The sequence below is a fragment of the Rhodococcus sp. NPDC056960 genome, from assembly GCF_042674125.1.
Lineage (GTDB): Bacteria > Actinomycetota > Actinomycetes > Mycobacteriales > Mycobacteriaceae > Rhodococcus_F.
In genome coordinates this window covers 120273-136037 of sequence record NZ_JBHURF010000006.1, presented here as the reverse complement: position 1 = coordinate 136037, position 15765 = coordinate 120273, and the positions used below count along the sequence as shown (strand labels likewise).

Here is a 15765-nt window from a genome sequence, read left to right as displayed (position 1 = left end):
TCATGTTCCAGAAAAGCTTCTCCACCCTCTTCCGTATCAGCGTCGTCGCGTTCCTGCTAGGTGGGCTGGCGATCGTGCTCGGGCAGAGTGCCGGTCTGATCCTCGGCGACGGCCACGTCGTCACCCACGTCGAGGAACTGCTCGCCCCCTACGCCTACGGCGCCGCCGGTGTCGCGGGACTGCTGGCGTTCGTCCTGTCGTATTTCCACCACGGCGGAGAGGAGGACGCCCTCGGAAACGAGGACTCTCCCGCCCGCACCGCCGAGCACGTCGGATGACCACGTCGGTGAGGGAGATCGACGCCGACGCCACCTACGCCGATCTGTGCGCCCGCACCGACGGCGCCCCCGCCGGATCGAGTTGGGGAGTGTTCGAGAACCCCGACCGGGGGACGGCGAACTTCGCCGGCCCCCGGCAGGTGCGCGAAGCCGCAGCGCTGGTCGATCGCGGTGCGGTGTTCGCCCTCGACTACCCGCTCGGCGCATTCGACCCACCGATGGCACGGTCGCGCACGGCGCCGAAACACACCATCGTCTCCGCGCACGCCGAATCCCGCGACGACCTGCTGGACGGCTTCTATCTACAGGCCAGCAGCCATCTCGACGGCCTTCGCCACCGACGGGTGTCCGGGCACGGTTTCTACGACGGTGTACCCGACGGCGAGATCGTCGCGGCCACCCCACCGCTCGGGATTCAGGCCTGGTCGCAGGACCCGATCGTCGGTCGCGGAGTGCTGATCGACCTCGACGGCCTGTTCGCGGAGCGTGGCCGACCACTCGATCACCCCCGGGGTCCGGCGATCGACGCCGCGGACCTCGACGCCGCGCTGATCCGGCAGGGCTGCGAGATTCGCGAGGGCGACCTCGTCCTCGTCCACACGGGGTGGGCGAACTGGTACCTCGGCGCCTCCGACGAGGAACGCGACGAGGTGCGCACGGGCCGGCGGTCCACCGGGTTCGCGCAGAGTCGTGAGCTTCCGCAGTGGCTGTGGGACAACAAGATCGCGCTCTTCGCCACCGACACCTTCGCCGTCGAAGTGCTCCCCGTCCTCCCCGGCAGCCCGTTCGCGGAGTCCGCACCGGAGGATGCGGGCATGATGCACCAGGAGCTGATCGGCAAACTCGGCGTCCCCCTCGGCGAGCTCTGGAACCTCACCGCCCTCGCCGAGGACAGCCGCCGCACCCACAGCTGGGACGCCCTGGTCACCGTCAAACCCCTGAACTTCGTCGGGGGGGTCGGTTCGCCGTGTAACGCCACCGCCGTCCGCTGATCCCTTATCGCAGGATGATAAGTTCGATCGAAAGTAGGGCGAATCGAGGAGGACGGATGACGACGCCGACCAGCAACATGCGATCCCTGGACCGCGCGTTCGACGTGCTCGGCGTCCTCCAGGAAGCCAAGCAACCGCTGCGGCTCAGTGAGGTGGCCCGGCACTCCGGCCTCCATGTCGCGACGGTGCAACGGATCCTCGGTGTCCTTCTCGAACGCGGATACGCCGCCCGGATCGGCGACACCTACACCGCAGGTCCGGCCGCCCTCGCGGTCGCGCATGCATTCATGGTGACCAACCCGCTCAGCGTCCTCGCCCAGCCCACGCTGCAGCAACTCGCCGCGAGCACCGGATTCACCGCGTCGATGTACGTGCGGGTTGAAACGTCACGAGTCCTGATCGGCCGGGTGGAAAGCGACAACCCCCTCAACTACATCCTTCCGATCGGCGAACGGCTGCCCCTCTACCTCGGCGGTGCCGGCAAGACGATTCTCGCCGAAATGGATGCCGGTGAGATCGACGCAATCCTCGCCCCCGCCGGCGACATCACCCTCGCCGGTGGGGCATCGATCTCCAAAGCCGACCTGCTCGCCCAACTCGACAAGATCCGCAGCGACGGGTTCGCGGTCTCCGTCAGCGAACGCCTCTTCGGCATCGCCTCCGTCACCGCCCCCGTCCGGGCCGTCGACGGCACCCTCGTCGCGGTCATCGGCGTGACCGGGCCAGTCGACGCCCTCACCGACGCGCAGATCGAGCACTTGATCCCCGAAGTGCGTCGCGCCGCAACCAGTCTGGGAACTCGGGTTCCCGTCGCGGGGTAGTCGCGGGCGACGGGAAGTGTCGGCCGAGTGTTCGGCCTGTGCGCCTGGTGTCGGGAGCGCTATCGGCACGGCTTTTCGATTCGTTAACCCGGGTGTCGGTGTCAGGGTCTAGCGTCAGTCCGTACCCGACAGCTGAGGAGTAGCGATGAGTGCCGTCACCACGAACCAACCTCTCGGAACGCCCACCTGGATCGACTTGGGTATCCCCGACCTCGACCGCGCGATGAGCTTCTACGGTGGGGTCTTCGGGTGGGAGTTCGATGTGGGCCCCGAAGAATTCGGGCGATACACGATGTGTCTGCTCGGCGGCAAGAAGGTCGCCGCGCTGATGCCGAATGCCGACGAGAACGCCACCGACTTCTGGTGGAACGTCTACCTGGCCACGGATGACGTCGACGCCACTCTCGCCCGTTCCGCCGACGCCGGCGGCACGCTGTTGATGGAGCCCATGGACATCGCCGATCAGGGCCGGATGGCGATGGTCCGTGATCCCGCCGGTGCCCAGTTCGGCCTGTGGCAGGGCCGGGCGCACGTCGGGTGCGAGCTCGTGAACGAGCCGAACGCGCTGCTGCGCAACGACTTGGTGACCGCGAAACCCGGACCGGCGCGCGATTACTACACCGCGGTGTTCGACTTCACGCTGGACGGGAACGACGACCTCCCCGGCATGGACTTCACGTTCCTCCGTCGACCGGACGGGCACGAAATCGGTGGCATCATCGGCGCACCGGACGCGCCGTCGTCGTCCTGGGGGACGCTGTTCCAGGTCGCCGACGCCGACGCGGCCGTCGCCGCCGCCCGCGCCGGCGGGGGAACCGCGGACGACCCCGCGGACATGCCGTACGGGCGGACCGCGGAGATCACCGATCCGTTCGGCGCGAAATTCACGGTGGGTTCCCCGCTGGCCGGGTGACTCTCGCCGAATTCGGCTACCTTCCAGTGACGTCCGCGGATTCCGTGGCGTCGAGAGTGATCCACGGTCGTCGGCGTGCATCGATCGGGGTGCCGGCGAGAACACGGACGCGTCGGCGTCCCGGCTCGAGCAGAACGGTCGCCAGGGTGGCCCAGCGCTGCCCGAAGACCGCGTCCGGAGCGGGGACGCAGCACAGCTGCGGCTGACCCGGATCGGAGTACAGATACTCGACGAGGTGATCGGCCTCGGTCGGCTCGGCGTAGCGGCGCACCCGGGAGGCGATGAGACCGTAGCGATCCTGCGAGTCCGGTTCGTACAGGCCACGCTTCTCGCGTTCGGCATTCGCCGGATCGAGAAAGTGGTTGGTGTGCGCCAGGAATCGCTCGGTCGGGCGTAACGTCGCGACCCCGGCCGGGCTCACCTCGGCGCACACGACGGAGTGTGCGTCGAGCAGGGTCAGCGCACCCGACGTCGCGATGGGCGCCGAGCGCAACAGGTCGAGCGCCTCCTCGACGCTGCCCGCCTCGCCGAGCACCGCTGCCGACAGGAGGTGGACGGGCACGCCGGCCGGTGCGTCGTCGCGGTGGCTGAGGATGTTGAAGAAGACCCCGAGGCCTGCGCTGTTCATCCCGATCTTGCCGAGGATGCCGTGCTCGGTCAGGCCGACGAACGAATGCCGTGTTCCGGACACCTCATGGGTGTGCCAGTACGGGTCCAATTCCTGGTGCCAGTCCCAGGTCTGGACACCGAACGGTGCGTGCAGGGGTCCGGTGCCGGTGTAGGCGAGGGTGGAGCACTCGCCGGGGCGGGTCCCGGTCGCCTGGGCCAGGATCTCGGTTCTGCCGTTCAACGCCATCACCTGCCAGGCCTCGAGCCCAGCGCCTGCCGCGACGCCCCCGATCTCTTCGGCGTACCGGGAATCCCATGCCGCCACGATATCCGTGAGGCGGCGCGCACCGTCCCGGACCCGGTCCTCACTCACCCCGACCGTGTCGAACAGCCGGAGGTAGAGCGCGAGGGACTCGGACAGGGTGTCGCGCAGTTGCTCGCCGCGGGCGAGACCGCGTTCGCGGGGGCGGGTGTCGTCGACCCGGACGAGCGTGCGGGTGGGGTGGGTGTCGGTCATGGTGTCCTCACATGGTGGAGCGAGCAGGGTTGCAATTCAGCGGGTTACGAGCGGAGTGCTGGTGCGGTACATCCGCATCAGGGCGATGTAGAGGCCGACGCTGACGAGGAGGCCGACCGGCAGGGACAGGTCCACACCGACGGCGCGGGCGATCACACCGGTGTAGATCTCGGCGTCGACGCACAGCCCGGCCGCCGCGATGCCTGCGAACACGGCGATCGTTCCTGCCCAGTTGATTCCGCCGGTGAACCAGTACGGGCTGGTGCGGGATTCGTCGCTGAGACCGGGACCGTCGTAGCGGTTGCGCCGCCGCAGCACGTCGGCGACGTAGACGGCCATCACGGGCCCCATCACGGTGACGACGAGTTGCATCATGTTGTTGACGGTGTCGAGGAAGTTGGAGACGAGAAGCGCGTACAGCGTGAGGGCCACACCGATCGAGCCGTCGAGGAGGACGCTGCGAGACCGCCGCAGGCGAAGCCCGACCGACTGCAGAGCCAGGCCGGAACTGTAGGCGGTCATGGCATTGTTCGCGATGGTGCCGAAGATGACGGCGATCAGGAAGATCGGCGTGAACCACGGCGGCACGATCGTTTCGAGGGCGGCCTGGGGATCGGTCATGTCGAGCGCGGTTCCGGCCAGCGCGCCGAGTCCGGTGAACAGCACGCTGGGGACGAAGGCGCCGAGCGCCGTCCACGCCGCGACCGCGACGGGGGACGTGGTGCGCGGCAGGTAGCGGGAGAAGTCCGCGCTGTTGGTGTAGGACAGCGGGGCGGAGGCCACGATCGTCAGACCCGCGAGCGCCGTCGCCCACAGATCGATGCCGTGCAGCGCCGATTCGGGCCGGTAACTCCAGTTCGCCTCGGCCAGCACGAATCCGGCCATCACCACGAACACCAGGGTCAGGGTGACTGCCAGCGGCTGGTAGAGCCGCACGATCGTGGCGTGCCCGTACACGCTGATGACCAGGGTGAGCGCGGCGACCGCCAGGATCACCCCGATCTGGACCGGGGTGGTGACGTCGATGCCCATCCTCGCGACGAGGCTGAAGGCGGTGTACGACGCGGCTGCCCAGTTCAGCGCCAGATAGCAGACGCTGATGAACCAACTGGTCACGAGGATGTTCACCCGGTTGCCCCGGATGCCGAATATCGCCCGCGTGATCACCTCGCTGGGAGTTCCCGACGCCGGGCCGCTCGCGGCGACGATGCCGGTGAGGACCGAGAACAGATTGCCGGCCACGATCACGGCCAGGGCCTGCCACAACGTCAGGCCCATCAGGATCAGGGCGCCGCCGACCACGAGGGCCAGATAGCTGACGTTGGGCGCGGCCCACACCGCGAACAGGTCCCGGGCACGACCGTGCCGTTCGCTGTCGGGGATGACGTCGATGCCGTGCGATTCCACACGGCCGGCCAGGTCGGCGGTCGACCCTGTCTCGAGTGACCCTGTCTCGGGCGACTCCGTTCGGGAGTTCGCGGTGGTGGGTGCCATGAGGTCCTCCGGATGATCGGGCGGGGGAGCGGGCCACGGGTGCGTGCCATGGACCTGCGTGATGCCGGTCACCGTACGGAACCAAATCGATTTGGACAATAGCGCCGCAGAGCGAAGTTCAAATCGATTTGGTGCTGGTGGACGGGTTGATATCCTGGGTGCGTGACGGACAGGCGCCCGCGACCCACGATCCACGACGTCGCACGCCGGGCAGGCGTGTCGGCGACGACGGTCTCGCATACGTTCAGCGGGAAGGGGGTCGTCGCGGCCCCGACGCGGGAGCGGGTCCGGGTGGCGGCGAAGTCGCTCGGCTACCGGCCGGACGTGGTGGCCCGCAGTCTGCGGAGCAATCGGCTCGGCGTGATCGCTCTCGTCCTCCGGCCGTTGGAAACGCTCGACTCGTTTCTTCCCGAGGGCGTCGACTACTTTCTGCGCTTCGCCGGGTCGGCGGCCCTGGCCGCGATGGAACTCGGCTACGGGCTGATGCTGGTATCCGATCCGACGCGGGAGGAGTCGCCCGCCGCTGCCCTGGCCTGTGACGGGTTCCTGATCACCGAACCCGTCGTGGACGATCCACTGATCGAGATGCTGCTCGACGAGGGTGTGCCGTTCCTGTCTGTCGGGCGGGATCCGGCCCGCGCCGACTACACGGAGTGGCTCGACACCGAGACCGAGGTCATGACCGGCCGCGTGCTCCGGCACCTCGAGGAGTGCGGCGCCAGCAGGGTCGCCCTCGTCGTCGGAACCGATTCGAACTCATGGAATCTCGGGGCCGAGGCGGCGTACCGGTCGTGGGCGGCGGAGCACGATCAGGTCCCCCTCGTCGCGGTCCGGCCGGAGACCGACGGGGAGGCCGGCGGGCGCGAGGCCGCGGACGAACTGTTCGACCTCACGGACCCGCCGGATGCGGTGTACTGCCTGACGGGGCGCCACGCCGCCGGGGTGCTAGCCCGGGTCCGCGAGCGCGGACTCGCCGTCCCCGGCGACGTGCAGATCGTCGGCGGATCGGACTCGGAACACACGCGCTCGGCGGCTCCGCCCATCACCTCGGTGGACCTGCAACCCGAACTCCTCGCCCGGGTGGCAGTCACGGCGCTGACCAATCGGCTCGACGACGAGAGCCGGCCGGTGCCGCCGGGACCTTTGCACGGCCGCCTCGTCGTCCGGCAGTCCACTCGGGAATCGACGGAAGGCGCAGTGCCGCGACCCTGATCCCCTCAGAGGTCGATGCGCAGGAAGTTGTTCGCCCAGTTGGTCTCACCGTTCGCGGTGACGAAGTAATTGATGCTGGGATAGATTCCGCAATCGAAGTACTGGGCGATCGCCGATTCGCCGGGGGCGAGGGTGCCGAGGTCCTGGGGTGCGTACATGAGCGGGGTGTGGACGGTCACCCCCGTGGCCGTGCCGTCGCCCACGTTCGTGACCCGCACGGCGCACGCACTGGCACCCTGGGCATTCGCCTGCGTGATCGCGAGATCCGGTCCGCCACCGAGAGAGCCGAACGGCGCAGCGGACGCCGTCGCGACTCCCACCGTCATCAGCCCGGCGATCATGGCCCCCGCCACTGCCGTCCGTCGAAGGTTGCGCATGGATGTGCCCTTTCCTCGGATGTCCGGATTGTGCCGATTCGTACGGTACTTGTAGCGGGGGCGTGGGAAGGGCAAGCGCATGACACCGCGCGGTCGTGTCGCCGGCAGAGCGGGAGGCCCGTGATCGGTCCAGTACGTTCTTGTGTCATGGGGCTTTTGGACGGGTGGACACCGGGCTGTCACACGGCCGGTGGGATCACACACTCGACCTACCGCAGGGGGCGTGGGCCGGGTGTCATCGTGATCCACGAAGTGCCGGGGGTGACGCCGGAGGTGATCGGATTCGCGGAGGAGGTCGCCGCCCAAGGGCACACCGTAGTGATGCCCTCCCTGTTCGGGAAGCCGGAGCGGGGGTACGGCACGCTCAGCACCGTCAGTTCGCTGGCGCAGGTCTGCGTGAGCCGGGAGTTCACGAAACTGGCGCGCGGCAGGACGGCACCGGTGGCGGTGTGGTTGCGGTCGCTGGCGCGCGATCTGCACGAGGAACTCGGTGGCATCGGAGTCGGTGCGGTCGGAATGTGCTTCACGGGTGGCTATGCGTTGGCGATGATGGTCGACGCCCCGGTGGTGGCGCCCGTGCTGGCGCAGCCGTCCGCCCCGTTTCCGGTCGGCGAGACGCGTAAACGGGACCTCGGGCTCAGCCCCGCAGACCTGGACGTGGTGCGCGCGAAGGTGAACGCCGGCTGCCAGGTCCTCGGCCTGCGGTTCCAGGAGGACGGTTTGGTGGGCAATCGCTTCGAGACGCTGCGCCGCGAGTTCGGCGACAACTTCATCGCGGTGGAGTTTCCGGGCGCGGAGCACTCGACGCTGACCGCGCACCGGCGGCAGGCGGGTGTCGAGCGGGTGCTGGCGTTCTTCGCCGACAAACTCGGCGGCCCTGACTGACGAGCAATACCCGCCAACACCGCGTCAGGGTGCTGCGGGTGAGTCGTTTCGGCGTCATGATCGCCGCTCTCACGGGGAGAAGTGCTCGGGTAGTGACCAGGATCACGAATCGATGCACATTCGGCTGCGACTCGACGGGCGACCTCGCGGGGTCGGCGAGCGGCAGGCCCGCCGCGACGAACGGTCGAGGACGGCGGGCCGTGGCGAACACCGGATGTGATCCGGTGAACATCGCGACCTTTCGGGGTGTTCACGTCACGTCGTTCACTCCTACACTGGCCGCCGTGAGCCTCCAGGTCAGTGATCCCGCGCCCCCGTTGCAGTCGAGCCGGATTCGGCACTCGGCGTTTCAGCGGAAGGTGATGTCGGCGGAGGAAGTGGTGAAGGCCATCAGTCCGGGTGACACCGTCGCCGTCAGCGGCTTCGCCAGTGCAGGGACACCCAAGGCGGTCATCCCGGCCTTGGCTGGTCGGATTCACTCCGCCCGGGCGTCCGGCGCGAATTTCACCATCGACTTGCTGACCGGGGCGTCCGTGTCGACGGAGACCGAGAGGATGCTCGCCGAGGTCGACGGAATCGCCCTGAGGATGCCCTACCAGGCAGAATCGACGGCACGGCAGAAGATCAATCAGGGGCGGATGGACTACGTCGACATCCACCTCTCGCACGTGGCGCAGCAGGTGTGGGAGGGCTACTACGGCGCGGTGAACGTCGCGGTTGTCGAGGTCTCCGGCATCACCGAGACCGGCGAGTTGATCCCCGCCGCGTCGGTCGGAAACAACAAGACGTGGCTCGACGTCGCGGAGAAGGTCATTCTCGAGGTCAACTCGTGGGTTCCGGACGCGATGGACGGTATCCACGACATCTATTACGGCACAGCGCTGCCCCCGCACCGCCGGCCGATCGAACTCATCGACGTCGAGGACCGGATCGGGCAACCGCATTATCGGGTGGACCCGGCCAAGGTCGTTGCGGTGGTGGAGACGAATGCCCCCGACAGTGCGAGCGCGCTGACCGCTCCGGACGCGGTCAGCGATGCGATCGCGGCCCACGTGCTGGATTTCTTCGACCACGAGGTGAGGCGCGGCAGGCTCCCGGCGAACACCCTGCTGCCACTGCAGGCGGGTATCGGGAACGTCGCCAATGCCGTACTCGGTGGACTGGATCGTGGCCCGTATCACGGTTTGACCTGCTATTCCGAGGTCATCCAGGACGGGATGCTGCACTTGATCAAGCGCGGCACCGTCCGGTTCGCGTCGGCTACCGCGCTGGCGCTCTCGGAGGCCGGGATCGAGGAGTTGACCTCCAACATCGACTTCTACCGGCAGCACATCCGGCTCCGCCCGCAGGAAATCAGCAACCATCCCGAGGTGGTCCGCCTTGGGAATCATCGCGATGAACGGGATGCTGGAGGCCGACGTCTACGGGAACGTCAATTCGACGCACGTGATGGGCACCAAGATCATGAACGGCATCGGCGGTTCCGGGGACTTCGCGCGCAACGGATATCTGTCGATGTTCCTCAGCCCGTCCACCGCGAAGAACGGGGTGATCTCGTCGATCGTCCCGATGACCCCGCACGTCGACCACACCGAGCACGACACCCAAGTGCTGGTGACCGAGCAAGGCCTTGCCGACTTGCGTGGTTCGTCGCCCCGCCGCCGAGCGCGGGTGATCATCGAGCGCTGCGCGCATCCGGAATTCCGGCCGCTGCTCGCCGACTACGTCGAGCGGGCTAACGCCACTCCGGGAGCCGGCCAGACGCCGCACCTGCTCGGGGAGGCGTTCTCGTTTCACCAGCGGTACCTGGAGTCCGGCTCGATGCGACTCTAGGACGGTCGTCTTCCCGCCCTCCCGTCGTGCGGTGCAAGGTACGGGGACTCGTCCGGGATGGCCAGTCGACGCGATCCGGAAGTGGATTGGCCCGATGCCGACGAGATTCGGATAGCGTACTGATGCAAGGCATGTGGGTCCTCGGCCACGGTCGTCGATTCGGCCCATTCGCCTGGGCTGTGGAACGCCGACCCTCGGTGCTTCTGTCTAGTACTCGGGGATGATTCCTTCCCGTGCCGTGGGGCGGACAGTCCTCACGCTAATGCGTCCAACCCACAATCGAGGATTCCACCAGGATCGCCTTCATCCGCTCTATGAACATGCCGTCGTGAGACGGTACCCCCCAAAACACATCGGCAATGAGGCTCTAGAATGCTATCTAACGACACAGCTGTCCAAGGAGTAGAGACGGACACGTCTGAACAGCCTCACGGCAGCGATCCCTCTGGCCTGGAGCGGGCCGGAAACCGAATGGGAAAACGGGCTGCATTCAGCGGTTTCTTCGGTAGCGTCATCGAGTTCTACGACTTCACTATCTATGGCACCGCAGCCGCGATCTGGTTCGGGGAGTTGTTCTTTCCGGCGAGCTCGCCGACTGTTGGGACCTTGACCGCACTAGCGACGTTCGGGGTCGCCTACATCGCTCGGCCGGCAGGCGCGATCCTGTTCGGACACTTCGGCGACAAGGTGGGCCGTAAGCGGGTCCTGCAGGCGACCGTCGTACTGATGGGCGGATCATCAGCGCTGATCGGTGCACTCCCCACCTACGAGATGGTGGGGATCGCGGCGCCCGCTCTCTTGGTATTGTGCCGACTCGCGCAGGGATTGTCCGCCGGGGGGGAACAAATCGGAGCGAGTCTGCTCACGATGGAGCATTCCTCGGACAAAAAGCGAACGCTCTACACAAGTTGGACGCCGAATGGATCGGTCGTAGGTGCCGCCCTTGCGGCGGCCGTCTTCATCCCGATCACGGCACTTCCTGAAGAAGCGCAGCTTTCCTGGGGTTGGCGTATCCCGTTCCTGTTGAGCGTGATCACCGTGGCGTTCGTCTGGGTGTTGAGGCGGGGCGTAGCGGAGTCCCCTGTCTTCGAAGGCCAAGTCAGTGAAGAGAAGCACCCTGAGAAAGCGCCCCTAACCGTGGTAATCCGTGAACACCCGCGAGCTCTTTTTACCGTCTTCATCTGTGCATTCATCCATATGGCTGCACCACTCGTGTCTGTGTTCTCGCTTGTCGTCGCCGAGCAGTTCAGCGCTATCGGAAAAGCAGAGATGTTGACTGCAATTACCCTCTCCGGTGTGGTGTCTTTGTTCGCTGTCCCAATCTGGGCCGTTGTGTCAAACCACATCGGCCAGAAGCGACTCTGGGTCGTGGGCTCGCTTCTATGCGCCGTAGGTGCCATCGTCCTTCTGGGAACAATTTCGTACGGGAGTGCGGCGCTGGTCATCCTGGTTACTGTTCTGTTCAAATCAGTCGTCTTTTCGTGCCCGCTCGCTATATCGCCCGTCTTCTACGCTCGCCAATTCCCTCCCCATGTTCGGTACACAGGAGTCGGCCTCGCGCAGCAATCAAGTTATGTGATTCTCGGATTCATCCCGGCGATCTGCACCGTCCTGCTCGGGTCGGGGCAACTCGGATGGCTTCCGCCGGCGATCTTCATGTTCTGCATGTTCGTGGTCGCAGCCATCGGCGGTGCGTGTTCCCGTGACTTCAAGCAGACGGATCACGTCGCCGCTGTCTGATCCCGCGCCAACCGCCGTTTGCGTGCACAACGCGGTGTAAGTTCCGGTCGAACTTGTCAGCTGCTGCCACACTGCTGACCTGCGAATTCTTACCATCATGGCAGTGGCGGGTTCTCGCTCAAAGGAAAGTGACACCGCTCCGCGGAACCTACAGCAGAGGAGGCTCGCCTCCGGAGCAGCTTCCGTGTCACTCATGTTTTGTGCGCACTTGGCGACATTAAGATCGGTTATCGCGACGTCGCCGCCGAAACCGCACCTCAAAGCCGATGGCTGTGCAAATGTCGGTTTGTGCCGGGCTTCGGTGGACGATGCCACTGGACGTCGTCGTCGACAGCAGCGGTGCACTGTGGTTGCGGGCCGGGCCTGTTGGCGGGGTAGTCGCGGCGGGTGCGGAACCGTCCCGGCGCAGGTAATGATGCAGTCGGAGGTCGGTCATCGGCGAGAGTGCCTACAAACACGGGACCGACTCCGGCGACATGGTGCACGCGTCCACCGGCGAGGGGTTCAACATGCTCATTGGACCAGTACCCGCCGCCACGCTGCTGGAGATCGGGGTAGGTGTCGGTACCGCCAGCCCGAACCGAAACCGAATACAGTTCTTTTCGACCATAGGTGATCAGCTCCCATCCCTCTCGCTGACTACGGTCTGCTCCACCACCCAAGCCGCGATCTGCGCCCGTGACGTGAATCCTAGTTTTGTTAGGACATGTTCGACATGCCCTTGTGCAGTGCGCGGTGAGATCACCAACTGTGTGGCTATCTCCCTGTTTGTCAGACCCTTCGCGACCAGACCGGCGACCTGGTGTTCTCGTTTGGTTAGCACAGAGGACATGTCGGTGTGCGTTGGTGACGCTTTCTCCCCCCGGGCGTACGAGATCGCGGACCCGAAGCTCATCGATTCGCCCTCGCGGCACGCTGCGGTGAAGCCTCGAGCTCCCAGTCCCTCCCGTGTGGTGCGCTCGCATTCCTGGTGAGCGCCGGTCAAGTTCGGTATCTGGAGGACCGAGGTTCCTACCTGTCGCCGAAGGACAGCGGCGGCTGCCATGAGAACACCGGCACGGTGAAAATACCTCTCGGTGGCTGCGATCCAGGCCAGTAATTCGAGACACCATGTCGCCCCGAAGGGGTCGTCGGACAGCCGTGCCAGTTCGAGACCGTCCCGCAGCAGAGACACTGCACGATCGCGGTTGCCTTGTTGCCACAGCACCAGTGCGAGAGTCCACGAGGAACGGCCCCGCGAGGCCGACTCGCCGTGCGACTGTGCGATCTGAATCGCCTCTTCGAGACGAGCGACGGCCTGGTCCGGTTGACCGAGCAGGTGATGCGCCAACCCGAGCCCGTGCAGGGTCATGATTTGCAGCATGAGGTCACCGTCTCGGCGGAATTCATCCAGGGCTTGGGACAGAAGGGTCACTGCCCGTCTCGGATCGCCGCGGTGCAATGCCAGGTACCCATCAGCCCGTTGTATGAGTGCGCGATCTCGTGTCGTCCCTACCTCGGCGATCGTCCGGCCCTGCTCGATCAGTGCGGTCGCCTCTTGGAGGTCTTCTTGCCTGGTTGCGAGGATGCTGGCGGCATAGAGGCCCTTGACGCGCAGTGCAACCGATTGGCGCTCGTCACCGGCCAGGGCGCGCTCGAGCCAGCGTCGTCCCTCGGTGAGCAGACCGCGAGAGAACCAGAACGGAAACATGGCGGCGGCGGTGTCCAATCCCCCCGCCCCGGAACCGTCCGATGCCGACAAACTGAACTCCAGTGCCTCACGCAGATTCGGTAGTTCCAGGTCGAGTCGTGCGATCCAGTCGAGCTGTCGTGGGCTGATCCACTCGCTCTCCGCATCGAGCACCATCTGTCGATACCAATCCCGGTGCCGAGACCGCATAGCCTGGTGCTCGCCGGCGTCTTGCAGCTGTTCCCGCCCGTAGTCGCGAAGAGTCTCGAGCATGCGGAAGCGGACTCCGGTGTCCGACTCTTCCCGGATCAAGATTGATTTGTCCACCAGCGAGGTCACTTGCTCGAGTAACTCCTCAGGCTCGCTGGTGCCTGCCAGCATGTGTGTGGCGGCGTCGAGGTCAAAGGCGCCGGCGAACACCGACAATCTGGCCCACATGTGTTGTTCGGCCTGGGTGCAGAGGTTGTGGCTCCAGTCGATGCTCCACCGCAGCGTCTGCTGCCGCGATGGCACTCCACGGGCGCCGCGGGTCAGCAGCGCGTACCGGTCGTTCAGGCGTTGCAGAATCTGGTCGGGGGACATCACCCGTAATCGAGCGGCCGCTAACTCCAGCGCCAGTGGTAGGCCGTCCAGGCGGCGACAGATACGGGCCACCGCAACGTGATTGTCCTCGGTGAGTTCGAAGCTGGACACTGCCCTGGCGGCCCGCTCGGCGAACAAAGTGATGGCCTCGTATTGCGGCAGGCTCAGCAACGGCGGGTCGTAATCCGGCTCGGGTGCCTTCAGCGGTGGCACCCGGAGGACTGATTCCCCGCCGATCCCCAGGGGCTCGCGGCTGGTGGTGAGGATTTTCAACCCCGGGCAGGAGCGCAACAACGCTATCGTCAGGTCCGCGGCCGCGGAGATCACATGTTCGCAGTTGTCCAGGATCAGCAGCAGGTTCTTGGTGGCGAGGTACTCGGTGAGAACGGGCAGCGGACCTGTCACCTCGTGGCGCACGCCGAGTGCGGTCGCAACCATGTGCGTCAGCAGTTGCCCGTCTCGCAGTTCACCGAGCTCCACCAGCCATATTCCGTCAGGGAAGGCCCGCCGGAGGGTGTCGGCAACCCGGAGGGCTAGTCGGGTCTTACCCACCCCGCCGATCCCGGTCAGGGTCACCAGGCGCGAGGTAGAGAGCAGCTTCCGTCCCTCGGCCAACTCGGCGCGGCGACCGACGAAGCTCGTCAGGTCCAGCGGCAGGTTGGTTTTTCGGCCCGCACCGGTCGGCCGCGCCGGTAGATGCTGCGAATCAGGAGGAGACTGCAGCGCAGGCAGAGGGCTGTTGTCGGGTGAGTCCCGACGTGTTCGGTCACGGCTGCCCTGTCCTGAGGAGCTGGGCTCGGCGCGCAACGCCATCCCGTCGATGGTGAACCCGTGGTGCGTCTGGACTTGCTGCAATAGGGCGCCGAACACGGCCGCGGATGGTCGGTCCGCCGCACTGCGGGACATGGCGCGTTCGATGGCTGCGCTTACGTCCTCGGAGTATCCGTGCACACGCAGGTCCGGTACGGGCTGTGTCGTAATCCGGAGGAACTGGGCAACCACCTGTTCGCCGCTGCGTCGCTCATATGCGGCGTGCCCGGTCAACGCGGTGAACAGGGTGGCGCCGAGTCCGTAGACATCGGAGGCGACCGTCGGGGAGTCACCACTGAGAACCTCCGGCGCCGTGAACGCGGGGGAGCCGGTGACGGTGCCCGTGGTCGTCCTGAAGGCGCCGGCGATGTGCGCGATGCCGAAATCCGCCAGGACCGGCTCCTCGTAGTCGGTGAGCAAGATGTTCGCAGGCTTGACATCCCGGTGCACGATCCCGGCTCGATGCGCGGTCTCGAGCGCACCGGCCGTCTTCACGCCGAGACGTAGAACATCCTTCTCGGTAAGGGCGCCGTGCCGACGGATCTGGGTATCGAGGGAATCGTGCGGGTAATAGGGCATCACGAGGTACGGTCGACCCCTGGCAGTAGCCCCGACCTCGAAAACGTCCACGATGTGAGGGTGTCCTGTCAGCCGGCCCATTGCCCGCTGTTCTCGGAAGAATCGCGCCCGATTATCGTCGTCCAGGGCGGTGGTGAGGACCTTGACCGCCACGATGCGATCGAGTGAGGTCTGGGTGCACCGGTAGACGACTCCGAATCCCCCGTGCCCGATTTCCTGGACATCGTCAAATCCGGAATCGTGGAGTTCGTCCGCAATGAACGGAAGCACCTGGTGATGCGTGCGAAAAGGGTCACTGTCGTTCACTGCATATCCTGCTTCCACCCACACGGCCCGGACAGCTGGACACTCCCACCGTCTGCGCCTCGGCGTGCCATCAGGATATCGCCGTCGCCCACGATGCTCTCGGCGCGTGTCGGCTCGGACCCGCCGAATCCGCCTTTTGCAGTTCGAG

General features: G+C 66.1%; 11 protein-coding genes and 1 pseudogene. 8 read left to right on the top strand and 4 right to left on the bottom strand.

The genetic code is table 11. From position 1 onward, the window contains the following. Positions 1-2 precede the first annotated feature (2 nt). The 4 genes from ACFTWF_RS11305 (at position 3) to ACFTWF_RS11290 (ending at position 3004) form a co-directional block, all read left to right on the top strand. Positions 3-278 (top strand): hypothetical protein, encoded by a 276-nt coding sequence (locus tag ACFTWF_RS11305; protein ID WP_378461287.1) that lies wholly within the window; start codon positions 3-5, stop codon positions 276-278. Then, positions 275-1270, top strand: coding sequence for a cyclase family protein (locus tag ACFTWF_RS11300; RefSeq protein WP_378461286.1), 996 nt, complete (start codon positions 275-277; stop codon positions 1268-1270). Before ACFTWF_RS11305 ends, ACFTWF_RS11300 begins: the two co-directional genes overlap by 4 nt. A 56-nt stretch (positions 1271-1326) precedes the next feature. Further along, positions 1327-2091 carry an IclR family transcriptional regulator gene (locus ACFTWF_RS11295; protein ID WP_378461285.1) on the top strand — a complete coding sequence of 255 codons (765 nt, stop codon included), beginning with the start codon at positions 1327-1329 and terminating at the stop codon, positions 2089-2091. A gap of 145 nt (positions 2092-2236) precedes the next feature. After that, positions 2237-3004, top strand: a complete 768-nt coding sequence (locus tag ACFTWF_RS11290) for a VOC family protein (protein ID WP_378461284.1) — start codon at positions 2237-2239, stop codon at positions 3002-3004. A 16-nt stretch (positions 3005-3020) separates the two neighbouring features. Here ACFTWF_RS11290 and ACFTWF_RS11285 read toward each other — a convergent pair whose 3' ends face one another. Further along, the gene (locus ACFTWF_RS11285; RefSeq protein ID WP_378461283.1) at positions 3021-4130 is read right to left on the bottom strand and encodes a C45 family autoproteolytic acyltransferase/hydolase; all 1110 of its coding nucleotides are present in this window, start codon (positions 4128-4130) and stop codon (positions 3021-3023) included. Between the two features lie 36 nt (positions 4131-4166). After that, complete coding sequence (locus tag ACFTWF_RS11280; protein WP_378461282.1) at positions 4167-5624, bottom strand: purine-cytosine permease family protein; 1458 nt, start codon at positions 5622-5624, stop codon at positions 4167-4169. A gap of 162 nt (positions 5625-5786) precedes the next feature. On the opposite strand from ACFTWF_RS11280, the gene ACFTWF_RS11275 reads away from it, so the two are divergent. Next, positions 5787-6836, top strand: a complete 1050-nt coding sequence (locus ACFTWF_RS11275; protein ID WP_378461281.1) for a LacI family DNA-binding transcriptional regulator — start codon at positions 5787-5789, stop codon at positions 6834-6836. A 5-nt stretch (positions 6837-6841) separates the two neighbouring features. Here the strand turns inward: ACFTWF_RS11275 and ACFTWF_RS11270 are convergent, their stop codons facing one another. Continuing rightward, positions 6842-7213 (bottom strand): hypothetical protein, encoded by a 372-nt coding sequence (locus ACFTWF_RS11270; RefSeq protein ID WP_378461280.1) that lies wholly within the window; start codon positions 7211-7213, stop codon positions 6842-6844. Between the two features lie 147 nt (positions 7214-7360). Between ACFTWF_RS11270 and ACFTWF_RS11265 the strand changes: the two genes are divergently transcribed. From ACFTWF_RS11265 to ACFTWF_RS11255, 3 genes and pseudogenes are all read left to right on the top strand, one after another. Next, a complete protein-coding gene (locus tag ACFTWF_RS11265) occupies positions 7361-8098 on the top strand; it encodes a dienelactone hydrolase family protein (RefSeq protein WP_378461279.1) in 738 nt (245 codons plus the stop codon). 362 nt (positions 8099-8460) lie between these two features. After that, positions 8461-9931 (top strand): annotated as a pseudogene (locus tag ACFTWF_RS11260) (acetyl-CoA hydrolase/transferase family protein). Between the two features lie 471 nt (positions 9932-10402). Beyond that, positions 10403-11671 (top strand): MFS transporter, encoded by a 1269-nt coding sequence (locus ACFTWF_RS11255; RefSeq protein WP_378461278.1) that lies wholly within the window; start codon positions 10403-10405, stop codon positions 11669-11671. A 616-nt stretch (positions 11672-12287) separates the two neighbouring features. Here the strand turns inward: ACFTWF_RS11255 and ACFTWF_RS11250 are convergent. After that, the gene (locus ACFTWF_RS11250; RefSeq protein WP_378461277.1) at positions 12288-15617 is read right to left on the bottom strand and encodes a protein kinase; all 3330 of its coding nucleotides are present in this window, start codon (positions 15615-15617) and stop codon (positions 12288-12290) included. Positions 15618-15765: the final 148 nt, after the last annotated feature.